Here is a 19,662-nt window from a genome sequence, read left to right on the forward strand (position 1 = left end):
GGCACAGGCCGACGTGACCGCCGCTCGGTGATCGTTCGGACCGCCGCTGAAGGGTTACGGATGTGCCCGGGCCCGCCGCGTACGTGGCGGGCCCGGGCACACGGGCGTACAGGCATGCGCCTCTCAGGTGCGGTCGTCCACAAGACGGACCGGCTCCTCCTGCCCCGCCAGGGCGCGCGGCATCGGCAGTCCGCCGTCGGACTCCAGGGTCATCAGGCGCGCGTCGACGGCTGCCTGGCCTTCGTGGAAGCCGAGGTCCATCAGACCGTCCACCGGCCCGCTGCTGCTCCACTCGTGTACCTGTCCGTCGCACCGGGCCCCGGTGCTGCCGAAGCCGAGCCGCTTGTTGTCCTGGACCAGGCTGCCGGAGACGAAGACCGCGCGAGCGGACGACGACGTCTCGCACCGGTAGCTGCCGGAGAGGGTGAGGGTTCCGTCCGGCGCGATACGGGCCTGCTGGTGCGCGGAAATGCTTCCGCTGAAGGAGTCGGCTGACGCGCTCGGGCTGAGCACGACAACCGCGGTCAGGGCGGCCAGGGCCAGTGCGGGAAGGCGCATGAATTCCTCCGGTGGAAGGCTGGTCTGCGGTGAAACCGTCGAACCGCATTCTGCTGATCACGCGCACCGAACTCACTGACAGTCACCCCGATGTCGGGGTCATTGCCCCGGACGGCCGCGTGGGCACGGCCGCGCCCGCCCGTCCGGTGCCGTCCGGGCGGCACCGGGCGCCGCACTCCGGTTGCGCGCGCACCCACCGCGCCGGGGAATGGCCAAGACAGGAACACCACCCACGTAAGGAACACCCCCATGCAGAACGTCCTGCTCAACAACGGCGTCGAGATGCCGATCCTCGGATTCGGCGTCTACCAGATCCCGCCCGAGCAGACCGAGCAGGCTGTCAGCGACGCTCTCGCCGCCGGCTACCGGTCCCTCGACACCGCGGCCGCCTACGGCAACGAGGAGGCCGTCGGCCGTGCGATCAAGGCCAGCGGCATCCCGCGCGAGGACCTGTTCGTCACGACCAAGCTGTGGATCTCCAGCGCCGGCGAGGAGAACGCCAGGCACGCCTTCCACACCTCCCTGCGCAAGCTGGGCCTCGACCACCTCGATCTGTACCTGATCCACCAGCCCTTCGGGGACGTCTACGGCTCCTGGCGTGCCATGGAGCGCCTGCACCGCGAGGGCGTCGTCCGGGCCATCGGCGTCTCGAACTTCTACCCCGACCGGCTCGTCGACTTCATCGACCACAACGAGATCACGCCGGCGGTCAATCAGATCGAGACCCACCCGTTCAACCGGCGCACCCTCGACCAGGTCGTCATGCACGAGCGCGGGGTCCAGATCGAGTCGTGGGGGCCTTTCGCCGAAGGCCGCAACAACCTCTTCTCCGACCCGGTGCTCACCGAGATCGGCGCCGCACACGGCAAGTCCGTTGCCCAGGTTGTGCTGCGCTGGCTCATTCAGCGGCAGGTCGTCGTGATCCCCAAGTCGGTGCGCGCCGACCGCATGGCGGAGAACCTCGACGTCTTCGACTTCGAACTCACCGACGGCCAGACGGCGTCCATCGACGCCATGGACTCAGGCCAGTCCCTTTTCCTCGACCACCGCGACCCGGAGGTCGTCAGCCGGATCGGCAAGCTCCAGCCGACCACCTGACCCTCGCGCTTCGACCGGGCCGACGCGGCTGCCGATCGCCTGCGCACGCATCGGGCCGCACCTCTCCCCTCGGCAGCACCATGCCTCAGTGCTCACATGCACCGACATCGCCGAGGACCCGCTCGTCCTGACGCGCCGCCTGCGCCTGCGCGACGGCGCGCGAGCCGTGCTGCGCCCTCTCGTCGCCGGACATGATCCTTTCCCTCCCCCCTCCACCTACCCCACGGCCCACGTGACCTGCGCAAACACCTGAGCCCGGCACGGGCCCGAAGCCGGATGCGGACTCGTCCCCAGGTCCCCGCCTCCACCTCCCTCCTGCACCCAGGGCTCTACAAAAGGGGCCCTGCGGTCATACCGGGGGATGACCGGCCACCGAGTCCGACTACCGCAGGCGTGGGCCGGAGTCCGCCCCGGAGGCTGACATCCGGGCTCCGGAATGCGGCGACGATAGAGGAAGAAATCCGCTGACTTCCCTGACGTGCCATGGCACCGCCGGGCGGTCGCCCCTGCCTCCGCCTCCACCCGACGGGAGTCTCTTTCGCCGTGGCTACCTTCCTTTACAAACTAGGGCGCCTCTCCTTCAGGCGGCGCCGCTATGTGGCACTCCTGTGGGTGCTGCTCCTGGGCGGCATCGGATACGCGTCCTCGGCCGCGCCCGCGCCGCCCGCCGACTCGTTCTCCATGCCGGGCACGGACTCCCAGAAGGCCTTCGACCTGCTCGACGAGCGCTTCCCCGCCGCCAGCGCGGAGGGCGCGACCGCCCGCGTCGTCATCCGGGCGCCGGAGGGCGAGAAGATAACGGACCCCGCCGCGAAGGCCGAGGTCAACCAGCTCGTCACAGCGCTCGGCAAGGGTCCGCAGGTCGCCGGCGTGGCCGACCCGTACAAGGCGAACGCCGTCAGCAAGGACGGCACCACCGCGTACGCGTCCGTCACCTACAAGGTGATCTCGACGGAGCTCACGGACAAGACGCACGACGCGCTGACCGACGCCACCGGCAAGACCCGCGCCGAGGGCTTCACGGTCGAGACGGGCGGTGACGCGGTCCAGGCCGAGCAGGATATGGGCGGCTCCGCCGAACTCATCGGCATCGCCGTCTCCGCCGTCGTCCTCGTCATCACCTTCGGCTCGCTGATCGCCGCCGGCCTTCCGCTGCTGACCGCTATCATCGGCGTCGGAATCGGTGTCTCCGGCATCGCCGCCCTGGGCAGCGTCCGCAACCTCTCGGGCACGACCTCGACACTGGCGATGATGATCGGGCTCGCGGTCGGGATCGACTACGCCCTCTTCATCGTCTCCCGCTACCGCGCCGAAATAGCCGAGGGCCGGGAACCGGAGGAAGCGGCGGGCCGGGCCACCGGCACCGCGGGCTCCGCCGTGGTCTTCGCCGGACTGACCGTCATCGTGGCTCTCGCGGGTCTGTCGGTCGTCAACATCCCCATGCTCACCAAGATGGGCCTCGCAGCGGCGGCCACGGTGGCCATCGCCGTACTCATCGCGCTGACCATGATCCCCGCGCTGCTCGGTTTCGCGGGCAAGCGCGCCCTGCGCCGCAAGGACCGTAAGAACCTCGCGAAGCAGCCGGACGCCGCGCACAGTGCCAGGGATGCCAAGGACGCCAAGCCCAACCTCGGCACCCGCTGGGCGCGCCTCGTGCTGCGCCGCCCCGTCACCGTGCTCCTCATCGGTGTACTCGGCCTGGGCGCCGTCGCCGTCCCGGCGACGAGCCTGGAGCTCGGGCTGCCCGACGAGGGAACGTCGGCGCCGGACACCACGCAGCGCAAGGCGTACGACATGCTGTCCGAGTCGTTCGGGGCGGGCTTCAACGGCCCGCTGATGGTCACGGTCGACACGGGCGGAGCCAAGGACGCTGCTGCCGCCGCCAAGACGGTGGGCACGTCCCTCGCCAAGGTCGACGGCGTCGCGGCGGTCACCCCCGCCTCGGTGAACCCGGCTGGCGACACGGCGATCATCACGGTCGTCCCGACCACCGGACCGAGCGACCACAAGACCGAGGAACTCGTCAAGACGATCAGGTCCACCGCGAGCGGCCTGGAGGCGGATACTGATTCCGACGTCCTGGTCACCGGGCAGACGGCGATGACCATCGACTTCTCCCAGACCCTGAACGACGCGCTCCTGCCCTACCTGGGTCTCGTCGTCGGGCTCGCCTTCCTGCTCCTGATGCTGGTCTTCCGCTCGGTTCTCGTCCCGCTGAAGGCGGCCCTCGGCTTCCTGCTGTCGGTCGCCGCGGCACTCGGCGCAGTCGTCGCCGTGTTCCAGTGGGGCTGGCTCGCGGACATCGTCGGCGTCGACCAGCCGGGCCCCATCATGTCGATGATGCCGATCTTCATGATCGGCGTGGTGTTCGGCCTGGCGATGGACTACGAGGTGTTCCTCGTGACACGGATGCGCGAGGCGTACGTCCATGGGGCGCGCGCCCCCGAGGCGGTCGTGACCGGCTTCAAGCATGGGGGCCGGGTCGTCGGCGCGGCGGCGATCATCATGATCAGCGTCTTCTCCGGGTTCATCATGGAGAACAACGACATGATCAAGATGATGGGCTTCGGGCTCGCCATCGCGGTGTTCTTCGACGCCTTCGTCGTCCGCATGGCGATCGTCCCGGCGGTCCTCGCCCTGCTCGGCAAGTCTGCCTGGTGGCTGCCCCGCTGGCTCAACAAGATCCTGCCCAATGTGGATGTCGAGGGCGAGAAACTGCACAAGGCCCTCGCCCCGTCGTCGTCACCGGCGGCCGAGGAGGAGCGGGAGCTGGAGCCCGTACGCGGCTGATCCCACGGTCCCGCCCGATCCGGGGCCCCTCCCCACCGCGAGCCCGCCGCCCCGGTGATCACAGTCACCGGGGCGGCGGGCTTGCGGCCGTACACACAACCCCCCTGCACAGGCGGGCGGCGGTCGCCGCGGCACCTTCAGCCGCGGATCATCGACATCAGCTGCCCGTGCGTCTCGGTGTCGGCGGCCGCCACAAGTCCGCGCCCCGCAGGCCCGGTTGGGGCACCGTCGATCCCCGTGACTACGCAGCCGGCGGCCCGGCACAGTGCGATGCCCGCGGCGAAATGCACACTCCCGGTGAGGTCATCGCCATCGGTGACGTACGCGGCGCGCTTGCCGGCCGCGACCCAGGCCAGCGCCAGCGTCGTCGACACGACCCGTGGCCGGAACCGCTCGACGAACGCGGGGTGGGCCAGCAGGTCAACGGCCCGGAAACCGGGCCGGTTGATGAACGGCGGGTCCAGGTTGACGTCCACGAGCGAGGTGGCGGACGTCGGGGCCAGCGGCTCGTCCACCCCGTTACGCCGCACCCACGCGCTCGTCCCGTCCGTGAAGAACACCTCACCGCTGAACGGGTCGGCCACCGCCGCCGCCCCATCGCGCAACGCCACGTTGACGGCAACGAGCATGCTGCCGACGGCGTAGTTCAGCGTGCCGCACAACGGGTCCACCAGCCATTGGCGCACGGCATCGGCCGTACCCTGCTGCCCGCCTTCCTCACCGACCACCGCGTCGTCGGGGCGGGCGGCGCGGATGACGTCGACGATGGCCTTCTCGGCCTCCACGTCGGCGGCGGTGGCAAAGTCCCCCGCGCCCTTGTCGATGCGGGTGAGGCGTCGCCCGTACAGGCTGCGCACCACGTCGGCACCGGCACTCGCCGCGGCTGTCGCGACCACGGAATCGTCAGAACTCGCAGATGAGTTGATCACGCGGTGCAGAGTATCGGGCGGCGCCGGAGACAGCGGCGGAAAGCCCACCGCCGGCTCCGCACTGGTGCGGATCGCGTGGTGGACGGGTCGTTACGACGCCACTCGGCGGGGCCCGGCTTCCACGGCGGTCGGTTCGCTCAAGCCCAAGTGGTCGCGCAGGGTGGTGCCCTCGTACTCCGTGCGGTACACCCCGCGTTCCTGGAGCAGCGGGACGACGGTGTCGGCGAAGACGTCGAGGCCGCCGGGGGTGATGTGCGGGACGAGGATGAAGCCGTCGGCCGCGTCCGCCTGCACGAAGTCGTTGATCGTCTCGGCGACCGTGGCCGGGGAGCCCACGAACGACTGGCGGTTGCCGGTCTCGATGACGAGATCCCTGATCGACCACTTGTTGGCGGCGGCGCGCTCCCGCCACTCGCGGGCGGTGGCCAGCGGGTCGCGGTACATGCGGACCTGGGCGCGGCCGCGCGCGATGGTGTGCTCGCCGAGGTCGGGGTCGATCTCGGGGAGCGGGCCGTCCGGGTCGTAGCCGGACAGGTCACGGTTCCAGACGAACTCCAGGTGCTTGAGCGCGGTGGCGCCGCTGACCTGCTGTCGGCGTACCTCGCGGGCCAGTTCCGCCGCCTCGGCGTCACTCTCGCCGAGCACGAAGGTCGCGGCGGGCAGGATCAGGAGCTGGTCGTGCGTACGGCCGTGGCGGGCCAGGCGGCCCTTGACGTCCGTGTAGAACGCCTGGCCCTCCTTGAGGGTGCTGTACCGGCTGAAGATCGCGTCGGCGCTCGACGCGGCGAACTCCCGCCCCTCGTCGGAGTCGCCTGCCTGGAAGATCACCGGGCGGCCCTGGGGGCTGCGGGGGACGTTGAACTGCCCGCTGATGTCGAAGTGCTGTCCCTGGTGGACGAAGGCTCCGGCCTGGGCGTCGCGCAGGAAGGTGCCGCTCGCCTGATCGGCGACGATCTCGTCGCCCTGCCACGAGTCGAACAGCTCGCTCGCGGTGATCAGGAACTCCTTGGCCCGCGAGTACCGCTCGTCCTGGGGCAGGAACCCGCCGCGCCGGAAGTTCTCGCCGGTGAACGCGTCCCAGGAGGTGACGACGTTCCACGCGGCACGCCCGTCCGAGAGGTGGTCGAGGCTGGCGAACTGGCGGGCGACCTCGTAGGGCTCGTTGAAGGTGGAGTTGATGGTGCCGGTCAGGCCGAGGCGTTCGGTGACCGCGGCGAGCGCGGTGAGGATCGTGAAGGTGTCGGGCCGCCCCACGACATCCAAGTCGTAGATCTGCCCGGCCTGTTCACGCAGGCGCAGCCCTTCGGCCAGGAACAGAAAGTCGAACTTGGCCCGCTCGGCCGTCTGCGCGAAGTGGGCGAAGGAGCTGAACTCGACGTGGCTGCCGGCCTTGGGGTCGCTCCATACAGTGGTGTTGTTGACGCCCGGGAAGTGGGCCGCGAGGTGGATCTGCTTGCGAGGCATGGTCTGTGTTCCCTCCGGCTCAGACGGTGGCGGCGTAGCGGTTGGCGGGGCGCGCGAGCCCGAGGAGTCCGCGCAGGGTGTCGGCCTCGTACGCGCTCCGGAACGCTCCGCGCCACTGCAGCTCGGGGACGAGTCCCTGGGTGATCGCGGGGAGATCGTGGCCGACGACGGCGGGACGAAGGCGGAAGCCACTGAGGCCCGACTGCTGCAACTCCTGGAGCAGATCGGCGAGTTGAGCGGGTGTGCCCGTGAAGATCCGGGCGTCACTGGTGTACGTGTAGCCCGCCAGGCCGTCGAGGCGTTCGCGCCGTGCCGCCGCCGCGGCCGGGTCGTCGTCCAGGAAGACCACAAGGTCTCCGAAGACGTGGACGGGCTCGTCCGAGCGTCCGGCCGCGGCCTGTGCCGTACGGATCTCGTCGACGATGGCACGCGCCTGGTCCGCGTCGTGCGGGGTCACGTATCCGAGGTCGGTGGAGCGTGCGACGAGTTGGAACGGCACGCTCCGGTGGGCCAGGGCGCTGACGACCGGCTGTCCCTGGGGCGGACGCGGCGTGATCGAGGGGCCCTTGACGCTGAAGTGCCTGCCCTCGAAGTCGATGTAGTGCAGCTTGTCGCGGTCGATGAAGCGGCCGGTGGCGACGTCCCTGATCTCGGCGTCGTCCTCCCAGCTGTCCCACAGCCGGCGCACCGCTTCGACGTATTCGGAGGCCTCGTCGAAGAGGTCGCCCGTCAGCTCTTTCGCCTCCGGGCCGTCCAGCTTCTCGATGCGCAGGGCGGGGAACGTACGGCGTCCGAAGTGCGCGGCCTCGTTCCGGCGTGCCGACACCTGTACGCGCAGACCCGCGCGGCCGGAGCTCACATAGTCGAGCGTGGCGATGGCCTTGGATATGTGGAACGGCTCCGTGTGTGTGGCGACCACGGTCGGCACGAGGCCTATGTGCCGGGTCAGCGGGGCGACGCGGGCGGCGATGAGCACCGCGTCGAGGCGCCCGCGGACCTGGTCGGTGCGGGCGTCGGGTTCCGTGAAGTGCGAGGACTGGGGCCCGAGTCCGTCCTCGATCGTCACGAAGTCGAGCAGCCCGCGCTCGGCCTCCTGGACGAGGTCGGCCCAGTAGCGGGCGGTGAACAGCTCCCGGGGCCGGGACACCTGCTCGCGCCAGGCGGCCGGGTGCCAGCCTGCGCCGTCAAGGGCAACGGCGAGGTGCAGTGCGGAGGTTGAAGAGGGCACATAAGAAGACGAGGACACGAAAGGGTGCCTTCCTGATCGACCGTACGAGATGAGCGACCCTCAGGCGGAGGGCGCGACGGCGAAGAATCCGGTCAGGAACAACAGAGCGCGCCGGCCACGCGCTGGAGGTCGATATGGGCCCGGGTGTACAGGTGCACCGGGCGGTACGGGGCGAGGACCAGGGCGCGCAGACGGGACACCTGGATCACGAACGCCCCCTCCCCTTCATCGCCAGTGCACACGGCGTTGTCAGCAAGAACGGTCGGCCCCCGCCGTCTGTTCCCGCTTCGGGCCCGGATTTTCACGGAACCCTGCGTATTGATGCCGGGGATGCCTACGACTGCCCGCGCGAGGTCAGTCCTTGGCCCGGTGAAGCCGGATCTCACGGTTTACGAAGAGGTGCACGTATCCGCACTTCCAGCAGATCAGGCCCGTCGCCGTCTCGTCCGCCCACGCCAGCTTCATGAACTCCATGCCACTGCTGTTGAGCTTGATGCCCCGCTCACGGAAAAGTTCGCTGTGGCAGACCTGGCAGGTGATCCACATCTCCCCCAGCGACGCGCGTACCGGCTTGGCCATGGTCGTACTCCCCCGAGTCGTCACCCCACACCCGAACCGAGTGGGGTGATCAGCTTACATTCGGGTGCTCGTGGCCTATGAGGAAGGTGAGGGGCGCCCGTCACCGAGCGAGGGAACCGACCCAGTCCTCGACGGTGACGACCTCCGCCCACTGCGGGAACAGCCTCCCGATGAGGATCCGGTGCACCTCCGGGTCGAGGTCGAGGCAGGCGTCCGACAGGACGGTGAGGCCGAAGTCCAGGTCGTTGGCCTGGCACAGGGTGTGCAGCACCACGCCGCTGGTGGCGATGCCTGCCAGCACAAGGCTGTTGATGTCGCGTGCCCTGAGCACGGAGTCGAGGTCGCTGCCCGAGAACGCGCTCGCCCGCCTCTTGGTGACCACGATGTCGCCCGGCCGGGGCGCGACGTCGTCGTGGATTTCGGTGCCGGGAGCCCCGTCGGCGAACAGGCCCGACTGCAATACGGTGGCGAGCGTCCTGTTGCGCGGGCTGACTTCAGGCTGCCCCGGCCGTAGCCGCATGACCACGTAGATCACTGGGATACCCGCCGCGCGGGCGCCCGCGATCGCCCCTTTGAGGCGAGCCAGACAGCCGGATCCGGCGTCCGCGATGCGCACGACGTCCCGCTGGACGTCCATCACGAGCAGAGCACTGTTCTCCTTCGCCATGCTTGCCGTCCCTTCCCTCATGGAGGCCCTCGACCCGGGCCCCCATGGAATCAGAAGGAGTGAGAAAGAGGGTCCAGTGCTTTGAAGTCCGATGACGCGGTCGTCATGCGCCAGGGCCGGATCGTCGAGTCGGGACCCACCTCCCAAGTCAGCCACGCCCGTAGCGACCAGGTTCCGGTGCCGGGCCATCACCCGGCATCGGAACGTTGAGGCCCCCAGCCCCACGTGCTCACGGTTTAGGATCAGCGACGCCGAGGCGGCAACCATGCCATCGGCAAACTCGACGCGGTGAAGGTGGAGCATCGCGTCAGGCACCGCGGAAGGGGCGGGGAGCACATCGTGAGCAAGGGTGGGGCGTCCATATCGGACGAGGAGTGGGAGCGTTTCCAGAAGGAGGCCGAGGCCGGGACTCAGGGCGCGCCCGAGGAACCGTCGGCCCGGGCCCGGATGGTGACGCGACGGCTGCGGGAGGAGACCGGCCAGCCGAAGGGGTGGCGCACGCACGAACCGGCCCGGCAGCGGCGGGGCAAGGGCTGGTACGTGGTCGGTCTGCTCGTCGCCGCGGGCATGCTGTTCGTGGCGCTGGATCCCGGGCGCGTGACCGATTGGTTCGGCGGTGGAGGCAGCGGCGATACACCGCTCGCCGCGGAGTCGGAACGTCCCGGCCAGCCGCCCGCGACGGAGTCGGCGGCCCAACAGCCCACCCTCCAGCAGCCGTTCAGGGGATCGCCCGCGGCGCGGTGGGGTGACGGTACGGCGGGGATCACCGTCCCCGAGGCGCGGGCGACCGGCTGGATGAGCAAGGCGCAAGTCGCGCAGGCGCTCGACAAGTCCCGGGACTTTCTTGCCGCGTCCAATCTGAATTCCGGTGTGCTTCTCGGACGGCCGCCCGAGAAGGCGATCGCGTTGATCAATCCGGATCAGAAGGACGTCCAGGACTACCTGGCGACCGCGTTCCGCGCGCCGAGCCAGGACGACGATCCTCTGCTGCTGTTCAGCCGCTTCGCGACGGAGAAGGTCCGTCTCGTCGGGGACGTGGTCAAGACGCGCGGGCGGATCACGTACCGGGAGGGCAAGCGCGGTGCGGTCGAGGTGACCGCCGATGTCACGTACGTCTATCCGGTCGCGCACGCCGCGGAGGGAAGGGACGAGGTCGCGCGCACGATCGTGCGCCGCGAGGTGGTGATGAGCTGGGACGACCCGGCGAAGGTGATCACCGAGCCGGGGACGTTCTCCCTCGTCTCCTACAAGTCGGACACCACCAACGGCGGCTGTGACAACGACACCGGTTTCTACGTCCCGGAGTTCCCCTCCGCGCGCGCGGTAACCGGCCCGGGAGCCGGACCCGAGGTCGACCCGTACGACCGGAGCACGACTATGGACGCGCGCATGCAGGGCGCCGACGATGCGGAGTGCGGGACCGCGACACGGTCGTGAGTGGCGCGGGGCCTCGGCTCCACGTGGCGCGACGACAGCGCCCGCATGCTGGGACAGGCCGTCGCCGCCGAGAAGTTGAAGCCGGTGATCCTGCTGGGTGACCTCAACAGCACGGTCGACGACCGCGGGTTGGCCCCGCTGACCTCACGCATGAACACGGCGGAGCGCGGATTCGCGTTCAGCTTCCCCGCCGCCTTCCCGGTGGCCCGGATCGACCAGGTGATGGCCCGCTCGGCGACGGTCACCCAGATCCGCACGCTGCCCGAAACCGGCAGCCACCACCTGCCCGTGGCCGCTCGGATCGCACTGGGCCAGGGAGTGTCGCGCGGCCGCCACCGCAGGTCGGCGGCCGCACACGACGTCAGGACAGCTGGTCGGCGAGCGGTCCGAGCACCGGGGACCACTCCCGGACCGAGACATCGCTGACGAGTCCCTGCACTCGGAACGGATCCTTGTCCGTGGCTGCCAGCGCCGCCTGCTTGTCGGCCGCGCGGAACAGGAGCAGCGCGCCGGGCACCTCCCCGGCGGTGAAGGGGCCGGAGACGAGGTTTGTCCCCTGCTCGACGAGCGTTCCGAGGAACTCCCGGTGGGCCGGGTGGAGCGCGCCGCGGGCCGCCGAGTCGTCGGTGTAGGTATAGGTCACAGCGTAGATGGGCATCGGGGCGTTCTCTCCTGTGAGTCTGGGGTGAGCCGGGGTCAGTCCGAGTCCGAGGTAGGTGTGAGGTCTGAGCCCTGAGGTCAGGTCTGAGTCTGAGTCTGAGTCTGAGTCTGAGGTAGGTCGGGGCGATCGCTGTGCGATTATGCTGCCCGGTCTGTCGAAAAGATCAGTATTCCGTCCGTGGAGCCCGCATCCAGGGCGAGCCACGCCGGTGGGACGGCTTGGGGGGATTGCGCTGGTGACCTGCGACCGGGCAGGTTTCGAAATGCTGGTGGCCTCGCCCTAGTGATCTGGTTCGGAGATCCTGTCGCAGTAGCGGCAGATGCGGTCGAGGATCTGGTCGGCGGTCTTGGTCCATTTGAAGGGCCTGGCATCGTCGTTCCAGACCTTGATCCACTCTTCGAGTGCGGTCTTGAGGTCGTCGAGTGAGCAGAACACCCCGCGTGTGAGGCAGCGTCGTTCAAGCTCGGCGAACCACCGTTCGACCTGGTTGATCCAGGACGAGTAGGTCGGGGTGAAGTGGAGCTGGAAGCGGGGGTGCGCGAGCAGCCACTTGTGCACCACCGGCGCCTTGTGGGCGGAGAGGTTGTCGCAGATGACGTGGACCGCCAGGCTCTTGTCGGTCTGGCGGTCGATCTCGTCGAGGAAGTCGCGGAAGTCGACGGCCCGGTGTTGGGCGGACAGTTTCGTGATCACCTTGCCCGTGGCGGTGTTCAGTGCGGCGAACAGGTCGACGGTCCCGTGCCGGACGTAGTCGAAACTCCGCCGCTCGGGCACTCCCGGAATCATCGGCAGGACCGGTGCGGTCCGGCCAAGAGCCTGGATCTGTGGTTTCTCGTCCATCGCGAAGACGACGGCATTGGCCGGCGGGGCCAGGTAAAGGCCGACGACATCGCGGATCTTGTCGATCAGGAACGGGTCGGGTGAGATCTTGAAGGTCTCAGTCCGCCACGGCTGCAGGCCGAAGGCGTGCCAGATCCGCAGCACGCTCGCCGGCGAGATCCCCACGACCTTGGCCAGCTCCCGCTTCGACCAGTGCGTCCCGCCCTGTGGCGTCTGCTCCAGGGTGCGGACCACGACCTCTTCCACCTGGGCATCGGTGATGGTCCGCGGCACCCCGGGCCGCGGCTCGTCGGCGAGTCCGTCCAGTCGCCGGGCAAGGAACCGTGTGCGCCAGCGGCGCACGGTATCTCTGCCGACACCGAGTGGCGCGGCGACCACGGTGTTGTTCCAGCCGTTCGCGCACGCCAGCACGATGCGTGCGCGAACGGCCAGTCCCTGGGCGGTCGAGCGGCGCTTGGCCCAGCTCTCCAGCGTCAGCCGCTCGGCCTCCGACAACACGACAGGTTCCAGCCGGGTATCGCCCATCCACGCAGCACAGCGCGAGCGCGCTACCCGCCGCAGCAGAACGCCGCAAACTGAAAGAGGGGACGCCTCACGTGGCGACCCACGACCTCAAAACCAGATCACTAGTAGCGTGTCGTTGCTTAGTTCTGGGTTGTTTGGTTGGGATGGTGGGGTCCGGCAGATGTTGCTTCCCTTCTGCCGGACGGGAGTTGGGGTGATGGGTTCGCAGAAGAAGAGGCCGGTGGTGCTGACCGCGGCTGATCGTGAAGAGCTGGTTCGGGTAACCACGACGGGTATCCATCCAGCCTCGGTGATCAGGAGGGCGCGGGTGCTGCTCGCGCTCGACACCTCTGCAGGCGCGATCGGCTCGCAGGACGCGGTCGCGGCCCGGGCCGGAGTCTCGGGCGAGACACTGCGGCTGGTGGCCAAGCGGTTCGCCGAGACCGGTGGCGATGTTCACGCCACGGTCACGCGGAAGAAGCGCGAGCTGCCGCCGGTGCCCTCGCCGGTGACCGGTGAGGTCGAAGCCCGGCTGATCGCGATGGCGTGCTCACAGCCACCCCAGGGCTATACCCGGTGGTCGCTGCGCTTGCTGGAGAAGCATGTCGCGCTGGTCGAGGACATCCCGAACCTGGATCACTCCACCATCGGGCGGGTCTTAAAAAAACGGAACTGCGTCCTCATCTGAAGAAGTGCTGGACCATCCCGCCGAAGGCGAACGCGCAGTTCGCGGCCCGGATGGAAGACGTACTGGCCGTCTATGCCCGCCCCCATGACCCGGCACGTCCGGTCGTGTGCATGGACGAGAAGCCCTACCAGCTCCTGGGTCATGCCCGCGCCCCGCTCCCGGCCCTCCCTGGCCACGACGCCCGCCAGGACAGCGAGTACATCCGCTGCGGCACCTGCTCGATCTTCTGCTGGGTCGAGCCCCTGGCCGGGTGGCGCCGCGTCCAGGCCCTGCCCCGGCGCACCCGGACCGACTGGGCCGGCCAGGTCGAGCAGCTCCTGACCGTCAACTACCCCGACGCCGACACGGTGGTACTGGTGATGGACAACCTCAACACCCACACCATCGCCTCGCTCTACGAGGCATTCACCCCCGACAAAGCCTTCGCCCTGGCCCAGCGCCTCGAGATCCACCACACGCCCAAGCACGGGTCATGGCTCAACATCGCCGAAATCGAACTCTCCGCGCTGACCCGCCAATGCCTCGACCGCCGCATCAACGACCTCGACATCCTCAACACCGAACTCACAGCCTGGCAGAACGCCACCAACACCGACCAACGCCAGGTGAACTGGCAGTTCACCACCCACGACGCACGCACCAAACTACGTCACCTTTATCCCAAAAATTAGCTACGACGGTCTACTAGTACGTCCTGCGAGGCGCCGTTCCTAGCGCATCAGCAGTCCCCGCATCCCCAGCCCGTAGTGCACGCGCAGCCGGTGCAGCTCCCACAGGCCCACCGCCGTGACGGAGAGCGGGGCGCCCAGGATGAACACGTACCGGATCACCGTCGGCACGCCCTCGTGGGCGCCGGTGAACATGTCGATCAGTGCCATCTCCCACGCCAACGCCATGATCAGCAGCGGCGGCACCGTCTCGTGGATGTCCGCGGTGCGGAACACGTGCTGGACGGCGAGTCCCACGCCCCAGACGACGAACGGCGTCACCCAGAAGAGGACGAAGAGGGTGAACGCGAGGATGAGGCCCTTCGTCACGGTGAAGTGGCCCTCCACGAGGGGTTCCTGGCCCTCGAAGAACCCTGAGAGCACGATGATCGGGAAGACGGAGGCCGCCGCCATCATGGCCACGATCGCGCCGAAGCACCGCCCCGCCCGGCGCAGCAGGTCCCGTCGCGCCGCCGGAGCGGCCAGGCCGTACAGGACGCCGACGACGACCGGGAGGGTCGCCGCCAGCATGAGGGCGCTGGTCCACGACTTGTCGACCTGCTCGTCCGCCGCATCGCTGAGCTTGGGGGCGAGCTTGTAGGCGTAGGACATCCACAGGAACGCGCCCACGCCGACCAGGGTCCTGATCTTCCGCATCCGCGCCACCTCAGGATCCGAGACAATGCCCGGCCGTGACGGGGTGAAGACCCTGCGCGCGGTGTGGATGGGGCCGATCCGCCGCCGCAGCCGGGTGATCGGCCCGCCCGGCGGCGGCACCGGCGGCCCCGGGTAGGGCGGCTGGGGCTGTGGCGGCACGTAGGGCTGGGGCGGATAGGGCTGAGGTGGCTGCGGCTGGTAGGGCTGCGGCCCCTGGGGCGGCTGTCCGCCCGGGTTCCAGTTGCTCATCGTTCGTCCCCCGATATGCGAGTGTGCGCCACGATGGGCGCGATCGCCGAGTGTATTGAGCACACAGGGTCCGCGCAGCCCTCGCCCTGGGCCGTGCACCGAACGGCCACAATTATGCAAAGCATGCTTGCTTGTTTTCTTCGGCGCTGCCATGCCCGAGGGGAGCGTCCCGTGTCCGATCCGACGCCCGTGTTCGACGACCTGCGCGAGGAGAGCGAGGAACTCGACCGGCTGGTGGCCGAGTTGAGCGCCAAGCAGTGGGCGCTCGCCACCCCGGCGCCCGGCTGGAGCGTCGCCCACCAGATCGCGCATCTCGCCTGGACGGACCATTCGGCGCTGCTGGCCGCGACCGACACGGACGCCTTCCACGTCCTGGTGGAGAAGGCGCTGGTGTCGCCGGGCTCCTTCGTCGGCGACGGTGCCGAGGAGGACCGCTACGCCGGGACCTACCTCGGCAAACGCGAACTACGCGCGCTGGTCGCCAGCCCCCGCCTCCAGGTCTACGAAGACCCGAAGGCGTTCCTGACCTGCAACCACTGCAGCCCTGGCGCACGAAACTTTCAAGGTCTCTCCGGACCCGCTGCTGATCGACAAGATCCGTGACGTGGTCGGACTGTTTCTCGCCCCGTCGGCGAACACGGCCGTCTTCGCGGTCGACGAGAAGCCGCAGATCCAGGCCCTGGAACGGACAGCGCCGGTGCTGCCGATGGTGCCGGGCACCCCTGAGCGCCGCAGCTTCGACTACGTCCGGCACGGCACCGTGGACCTGTTCGCCGCCCTGAACACCGCCACCGGCAAGGTGATCGGGAAGCTGTCCGCACAGCACCGCGCGGTCGACTTCCGTGACTTCCTCGACGAGATCGACCGCCAGACCGATCCCGGCCTGGCGGTCCACGTGATCTGCGACAACCTCTCCGCCCACAAGGCGCCGGTGGTGCACAAGTGGCTGCTTGCGCATCCCCGGTTCCGCCTGCACTTCACCCCGGCCTACTCGTCCTGGATCAACCAGGTCGAGCGGTGGTTCGCGGAGCTGGAACGACGCTGCCTTGAACGCGGCGTGTTCTGCTCACTTGATGAACTGAAGACCGGGCTCGAAGAGTGGATCAAGACCTGGAACGAACAGGCTCGGCCCTTCAAGTGGACCAAGACCTCAGATCAGATCATCGACCGCATCTGCCGCTACTGCGACAGGATCTCCGGACCGGGACACTAGGGCCGCTGACACGTCGGGGAGACCTCCTCCGTCCGGGTCACGCGAGCTCTCCCGGAAGCCCTGCCGCCAGAACGGACAGCGCAGTTCCGAGCCGAGCTCGCTTGGCCTCGGCGTTGGAGAAGCCGCGTCCCTCGGTCATCATCCGCACCGCGACCTCTCCGGCCAGGCGCCGAGGCTGTCGTGATCCCCCGGGCCACGAGCTGCGGCACCAGCCGGCGCCCCACGACCCCGGTCCCACCTGCCGCGAATACCCGCACGACCAACACCCTCTCGCTTCCGATTCGGCCCCTCGCACCCGAGACGGGACGGGGTGGCACGCCGGCCATCTGTGACATGGGGAGGGTCGGCAGACGTCGCGGGACGGTGGGGCGCGACCGGCCGTCCCAGTTCTCAGGCGACGCGCAGGGGCAGTTCGGTCAGGCCTCTGAGCAGGGTGCTGCTGCGCCACGTGAGGGTGGCCGGGTCCGTCGCGAACGCGAGGGTGGGGCGGTCGTGGAGAAGCAGGCGGAGGGCGATGGTGGCTTCGGCGCGGGCCAGGGGCGCGCCCAGGCAGTGGTGGAGGCCATGGCCGAAGCCGAGGTGGCTGTTGGGCGCCCGGCGTATGTCGAACCGGTCCGGGTCGGGGAAGTGCTGTGGGTCCCGGGAAGCGGCGGCGAGGGAGATGAGTACCGCGTCGCCCGCGGGGATGCGCGCTCCGGCGATGTCGAGCGGTTCGGCGGCGAAGCGGAACGCGCTTGCGTGTACGGGTGAGTTGTAGCGGAGCGATTCCTCGATGGCCGCACCCGTCAGCTCAGGTTCGGCTCTGAGGAGATCGAGCTGATCCGGGTGGGTGAGCAGGGCGTGGAGCGTGCCGGAGATGAGATTGACGGTGGTCTCGTGGCCCGCGACAAGGAGAAGGAAGGCCATGCCGAGCAGTTCTTCGGTGGCCAGGGGGTCGTCGACGGCCGCGGTGTCGGTGGCGGCGAGGATGCTGAGCAGGCCCGAGTCCGGTGTACGGCGCTTGTGGCCGATCAACTCGGCCAGATACGTCGTCAGTTCGGTGGCTGCTGTGACCGCCTGCTCGGGGTTCGCCGGCATGACCAGCGCGTGGGACCAGGCGTGGAACACAGCGTGGTCAGACGCCGGGATGCCCAGGAGGTCGCAGATCACGGTGACCGGCAGCGGCAGTGCGTAGGCGCTGACCAGGTCGGCGGTCCCGTGGCGCGGGAGTTCGGCCAGCAGGTCGGTGGCCATGGCTTCGATCCGCGGGCGCAGGGCAGTGATGCGCCCCGGGGTGAAGTGGCCCGCGACCAGGCGGCGGAGGCGGGTGTGCTGGGGTGGATCGCTCTGGAGCATGTTGTGCCCGATGGCGTGTCCCCCGTCGTCGCGCCAGGAGGCCGAGTACCGGATGTCGTTGCGCAGGCGCGGATCGCTCAACGCGGCGCGCGCCGCGTCACGCGTGACGACCAGCCACGCCTCGCCGCTCTCCGGGACGAGGACACGGTGCACGGGACCCTTGGCCCGTAGGGCCGCGTATACGGGGAAGGGGTCGGCGGCCATGTCGTGGCCTTCCGGGGCGTGGTCGTTGAGGGTGGGTGGCTGCCGCATCCTCGTCATCCCTTCCACAGACGGGTCACCGTTTCCGCGAGCGCGGTGGCCTGGGCATGGCCGGCGCGGGCGGCGGCGGGCCTGCGCGTATCGGCGGTCATGTTGCGTCCCATGGCGCGACGGGCGGCACCGTCCGGGGACACCAGCACGATGTCGGCTCCCGCGTCCGCGAGTTCGGCCGCCTGCTGCTGGGCGCTCGGGTGCGGGCCCGGCGCGGTGGTCAACGGAGCGACGACCAGGACCCGTCGGTAGCCGCTGGCCAGATGGATGTTGGCCGTGGCGCGGCTGCCACCGTCGATCCAGCGGCGCCCTGCCACCGACGCCGGTGGCCAGACAATGGGGACGGCACAACTCGCCGCGACCGCTTCCGCGAGCGTGACCTGTCCGGCGGCATCGAACGTCTCAAGTGACCCGGTGTGCGCGTCGATTGCCGTGATCCGCAGATCGGTGTTCGCGGGCCAGTCGGTGGCCTCCCGCAGCAGGGTCGCGATGGTGCGGCGGACGTCTGATTCGGGTGCTGTCCGAGCGGCGAGCGCGGCTCGCCCAAGCCGCTGTACGGACCGCTGCGCGTCACGGGACCCCAGTGCCGCCCAGAGAAATCGCAGGGTCTGGGCGGTGGTGACCGGCAGGTCGATCTGATCGGCTCGGGCCAGCTGCCGCTCATGCAACTCGCGAGCGGATTCGCCACAGGCCAGACGGGCACCGAAGATCGCGCCCGCCGACGTGCCGATGACCAGGTCGGCACGCAGGAGGTCGATCCCCGCGTCGGCGAGCCCGGCCAGCACGCCTGTCATCCAGGCGCCGCCCACGGGTCCGCCACCGCCGAGCACCAGCGCCGTACGGTCCCCGTCGCCCTTGTCGCCCTTGTTGCCTCTGTCGCTCATGCCGCAACCCCCTCGAAGGCATAAATGGGGAGTGCTCCCCACTTCTCGCTTCGACGATAGCATCGGTACCGGGGAGCACTCCCCGGTACCGTGAAGGGCGATGAAGATGACAGACAGAACGGACCGCCCGAACGGGACCGCGGACACCGGCAGCGGCAGCGGCAGCGGCAGCGGCAGCGGCAGCGGCAGCGGCAGCGGCAGCGGCAAGGATGGTGCCGGCGCAGGCGCGCCCGTCCGCCGCCGAGACGCCCGGCGCAACAGGGACCTTCTGATCGACGCCGCCCACGAGGTGTTCACCGAACAGGGCCTGAGCGCGCCGCTGGACGTGATCGCCCGTCGCGCGGGCGTGGGAAACGCCACCCTGTACCGGCACTTTCCCCACCGCGCCGCACTGGTCGACGCGGTCTTCCGCGACCAGCTGACCGGCACGATGGACGCCGGCGAACGCGCCCGGTCCACCGACGACGCCTGGACGGGGCTGACCGGCTACCTCCGGGCCGTCTTCACTGTCCTGGCCACCGACCGCGGTACGAACGACCTCATGACGACCCACCTGGAGGGCGTCGAGTCACTGGAGGCCGTACACGCCCACAATCACCGCACCGTGGAACTCCTCCTCGAACGCGGTCGCGACCAGGGCACCGTCCGCCCCGATGTCACCACCGAGGACGTCCTGTTCGCCCTCGCCGCGCTCGGCCGCGCGGTCCCCGCGCTCACCACAGCGACCACCGCCGACGCCTGGCGTCGCCCCCTCGCGCTCCTCTGCGACGGCATCCGCGCCACACCACCGTCACCCCCACTCCCCTCCCCCGCGCTCACTCCCGTGCAACTCAACGACACGTTGCACCACTTCAACCGCTGACGGCTGAAGCAGTCCGCCAAGGGCGTCGGCGAAGGCGCTGCGCGTCCGCCGCCGTCGCAA

20 protein-coding genes and 2 pseudogenes are annotated in these 19,662 nt (G+C 69.4%); 10 read left to right on the plus strand and 12 right to left on the minus strand.

Annotated elements, in window-relative coordinates; genetic code table 11:
• Window positions 1–123 precede the first annotated feature (123 nt).
• Window positions 124–558, minus strand: coding sequence for a DUF6299 family protein (locus tag ACY0PA_RS04760; protein ID WP_473083488.1), 435 nt, complete (start codon window positions 556–558; stop codon window positions 124–126).
• 249 nt (window positions 559–807) lie between these two features.
• On the opposite strand from ACY0PA_RS04760, the gene ACY0PA_RS04765 reads away from it, so the two are divergent.
• The 3 genes from ACY0PA_RS04765 to ACY0PA_RS04775 all read left to right on the plus strand — a co-directional run bounded on the left by ACY0PA_RS04765 (window position 808) and on the right by ACY0PA_RS04775 (window position 4,446).
• A complete protein-coding gene (locus ACY0PA_RS04765; protein ID WP_473083489.1) occupies window positions 808–1,656 on the plus strand; it encodes an aldo/keto reductase in 849 nt (282 codons plus the stop codon).
• 88 nt (window positions 1,657–1,744) lie between these two features.
• Window positions 1,745–1,909: a hypothetical protein gene (locus ACY0PA_RS04770; RefSeq protein ID WP_473083490.1), complete on the plus strand. Its 165-nt coding sequence runs from the start codon at window positions 1,745–1,747 to the stop codon at window positions 1,907–1,909.
• Window positions 1,910–2,199: 290 nt separating this feature from the next.
• The gene (locus tag ACY0PA_RS04775; protein WP_473083491.1) at window positions 2,200–4,446 is read left to right on the plus strand and encodes an MMPL family transporter; all 2,247 of its coding nucleotides are present in this window, start codon (window positions 2,200–2,202) and stop codon (window positions 4,444–4,446) included.
• Between the two features lie 137 nt (window positions 4,447–4,583).
• On the opposite strand, the gene ACY0PA_RS04780 is transcribed toward ACY0PA_RS04775, so the two are convergent.
• The 6 genes from ACY0PA_RS04780 to ACY0PA_RS04805 form a co-directional block, all read right to left on the minus strand.
• Window positions 4,584–5,375 (minus strand): inositol monophosphatase family protein, encoded by a 792-nt coding sequence (locus ACY0PA_RS04780; RefSeq protein ID WP_473083492.1) that lies wholly within the window; start codon window positions 5,373–5,375, stop codon window positions 4,584–4,586.
• A 90-nt stretch (window positions 5,376–5,465) separates the two neighbouring features.
• Window positions 5,466–6,839 (minus strand): NtaA/DmoA family FMN-dependent monooxygenase, encoded by a 1,374-nt coding sequence (locus ACY0PA_RS04785; RefSeq protein ID WP_473083493.1) that lies wholly within the window; start codon window positions 6,837–6,839, stop codon window positions 5,466–5,468.
• A 19-nt stretch (window positions 6,840–6,858) separates the two neighbouring features.
• Entirely contained in the window at window positions 6,859–8,067 is a 1,209-nt protein-coding gene (locus ACY0PA_RS04790; RefSeq protein ID WP_473083494.1) for an LLM class flavin-dependent oxidoreductase, read from the minus strand.
• Between the two features lie 92 nt (window positions 8,068–8,159).
• Complete coding sequence (locus ACY0PA_RS04795) at window positions 8,160–8,276, minus strand: putative leader peptide (RefSeq protein ID WP_473083495.1); 117 nt, start codon at window positions 8,274–8,276, stop codon at window positions 8,160–8,162.
• A 145-nt stretch (window positions 8,277–8,421) separates the two neighbouring features.
• Window positions 8,422–8,646, minus strand: a complete 225-nt coding sequence (locus ACY0PA_RS04800) for a hypothetical protein (protein ID WP_473083496.1) — start codon at window positions 8,644–8,646, stop codon at window positions 8,422–8,424.
• Between the two features lie 100 nt (window positions 8,647–8,746).
• A complete protein-coding gene (locus ACY0PA_RS04805) occupies window positions 8,747–9,313 on the minus strand; it encodes a cysteine hydrolase family protein (RefSeq protein WP_473083497.1) in 567 nt (188 codons plus the stop codon).
• A gap of 339 nt (window positions 9,314–9,652) precedes the next feature.
• Here ACY0PA_RS04805 and ACY0PA_RS04810 point away from each other — a divergent pair, with 339 nt between their 5' ends.
• Entirely contained in the window at window positions 9,653–10,750 is a 1,098-nt protein-coding gene (locus ACY0PA_RS04810) for a hypothetical protein (protein ID WP_473083498.1), read from the plus strand.
• A 3-nt stretch (window positions 10,751–10,753) separates the two neighbouring features.
• Window positions 10,754–11,059 (plus strand): annotated as a pseudogene (locus ACY0PA_RS04815) (endonuclease/exonuclease/phosphatase family protein); the annotation flags it as partial.
• Window positions 11,060–11,111: 52 nt separating this feature from the next.
• Here ACY0PA_RS04815 and ACY0PA_RS04820 read toward each other — a convergent pair.
• The gene (locus ACY0PA_RS04820) at window positions 11,112–11,408 is read right to left on the minus strand and encodes a YciI family protein (protein WP_473083499.1); all 297 of its coding nucleotides are present in this window, start codon (window positions 11,406–11,408) and stop codon (window positions 11,112–11,114) included.
• A 282-nt stretch (window positions 11,409–11,690) separates the two neighbouring features.
• Window positions 11,691–12,776 (minus strand): IS630 family transposase, encoded by a 1,086-nt coding sequence (locus ACY0PA_RS04825; protein WP_473079638.1) that lies wholly within the window; start codon window positions 12,774–12,776, stop codon window positions 11,691–11,693.
• A gap of 196 nt (window positions 12,777–12,972) precedes the next feature.
• Between ACY0PA_RS04825 and ACY0PA_RS04830 the strand changes: the two genes are divergently transcribed.
• Window positions 12,973–13,443, plus strand: coding sequence for a helix-turn-helix domain-containing protein (locus ACY0PA_RS04830; protein ID WP_331719947.1), 471 nt, complete (start codon window positions 12,973–12,975; stop codon window positions 13,441–13,443).
• On the plus strand, window positions 13,332–14,114 hold the full coding sequence (locus ACY0PA_RS04835) for an IS630 family transposase (protein ID WP_473082046.1): 783 nt from the start codon (window positions 13,332–13,334) through the stop codon (window positions 14,112–14,114). The genes ACY0PA_RS04830 and ACY0PA_RS04835 overlap by 112 nt, the downstream gene beginning before the upstream one ends.
• A 39-nt stretch (window positions 14,115–14,153) precedes the next feature.
• Here ACY0PA_RS04835 and ACY0PA_RS04840 read toward each other — a convergent pair whose 3' ends face one another.
• Entirely contained in the window at window positions 14,154–15,056 is a 903-nt protein-coding gene (locus tag ACY0PA_RS04840) for a hypothetical protein (protein ID WP_473083500.1), read from the minus strand.
• A 171-nt stretch (window positions 15,057–15,227) separates the two neighbouring features.
• Between ACY0PA_RS04840 and ACY0PA_RS04845 the strand changes: the two are divergent.
• Together ACY0PA_RS04845 and ACY0PA_RS04850 are read left to right on the plus strand one after the other, a co-directional pair.
• A pseudogene (locus ACY0PA_RS04845) lies at window positions 15,228–15,530 on the plus strand (maleylpyruvate isomerase N-terminal domain-containing protein); the annotation flags it as partial.
• Window positions 15,531–15,660: 130 nt separating this feature from the next.
• Window positions 15,661–16,269: an IS630 family transposase gene (locus ACY0PA_RS04850; protein WP_473083501.1), complete on the plus strand. Its 609-nt coding sequence runs from the start codon at window positions 15,661–15,663 to the stop codon at window positions 16,267–16,269.
• A gap of 390 nt (window positions 16,270–16,659) precedes the next feature.
• Here ACY0PA_RS04850 and ACY0PA_RS04855 read toward each other — a convergent pair whose 3' ends face one another.
• On the minus strand, window positions 16,660–17,856 hold the full coding sequence (locus ACY0PA_RS04855) for a cytochrome P450 family protein (RefSeq protein WP_473083502.1): 1,197 nt from the start codon (window positions 17,854–17,856) through the stop codon (window positions 16,660–16,662).
• A gap of 5 nt (window positions 17,857–17,861) precedes the next feature.
• Window positions 17,862–18,740, minus strand: a complete 879-nt coding sequence (locus tag ACY0PA_RS04860) for a patatin-like phospholipase family protein (RefSeq protein ID WP_473083503.1) — start codon at window positions 18,738–18,740, stop codon at window positions 17,862–17,864.
• 106 nt (window positions 18,741–18,846) lie between these two features.
• On the opposite strand from ACY0PA_RS04860, the gene ACY0PA_RS04865 reads away from it, so the two are divergent.
• The gene (locus ACY0PA_RS04865; RefSeq protein ID WP_473083504.1) at window positions 18,847–19,602 is read left to right on the plus strand and encodes a TetR/AcrR family transcriptional regulator; all 756 of its coding nucleotides are present in this window, start codon (window positions 18,847–18,849) and stop codon (window positions 19,600–19,602) included.
• Window positions 19,603–19,662: the final 60 nt, after the last annotated feature.

It is taken from the genome of Streptomyces sp. DS1-CR2 (assembly GCF_055760475.1).

What these genes read in the sequence shown, in the direction of transcription:
- ACY0PA_RS04760 (WP_473083488.1), bottom strand. Translation starts at nt 558, where the DNA reads ATGCGCCTTCCCGCACTGGCCCTGGCCGCCCTGACCGCGGTTGTCGTG.
- ACY0PA_RS04765 (WP_473083489.1), top strand. Translation starts at nt 808, where the DNA reads ATGCAGAACGTCCTGCTCAACAACGGCGTCGAGATGCCGATCCTCGGA.
- ACY0PA_RS04785 (WP_473083493.1), bottom strand. Translation starts at nt 6,839, where the DNA reads ATGCCTCGCAAGCAGATCCACCTCGCGGCCCACTTCCCGGGCGTCAAC.
- ACY0PA_RS04800 (WP_473083496.1), bottom strand. Translation starts at nt 8,646, where the DNA reads ATGGCCAAGCCGGTACGCGCGTCGCTGGGGGAGATGTGGATCACCTGC.
- ACY0PA_RS04805 (WP_473083497.1), bottom strand. Translation starts at nt 9,313, where the DNA reads ATGGCGAAGGAGAACAGTGCTCTGCTCGTGATGGACGTCCAGCGGGAC.
- ACY0PA_RS04820 (WP_473083499.1), bottom strand. Translation starts at nt 11,408, where the DNA reads ATGCCCATCTACGCTGTGACCTATACCTACACCGACGACTCGGCGGCC.
- ACY0PA_RS04825 (WP_473079638.1), bottom strand. Translation starts at nt 12,776, where the DNA reads ATGGGCGATACCCGGCTGGAACCTGTCGTGTTGTCGGAGGCCGAGCGG.
- ACY0PA_RS04830 (WP_331719947.1), top strand. Translation starts at nt 12,973, where the DNA reads ATGGGTTCGCAGAAGAAGAGGCCGGTGGTGCTGACCGCGGCTGATCGT.
- ACY0PA_RS04840 (WP_473083500.1), bottom strand. Translation starts at nt 15,056, where the DNA reads ATGAGCAACTGGAACCCGGGCGGACAGCCGCCCCAGGGGCCGCAGCCC.
- ACY0PA_RS04855 (WP_473083502.1), bottom strand. Translation starts at nt 17,856, where the DNA reads ATGCGGCAGCCACCCACCCTCAACGACCACGCCCCGGAAGGCCACGAC.
- ACY0PA_RS04860 (WP_473083503.1), bottom strand. Translation starts at nt 18,740, where the DNA reads ATGAGCGACAGAGGCAACAAGGGCGACAAGGGCGACGGGGACCGTACG.
- ACY0PA_RS04865 (WP_473083504.1), top strand. Translation starts at nt 18,847, where the DNA reads ATGACAGACAGAACGGACCGCCCGAACGGGACCGCGGACACCGGCAGC.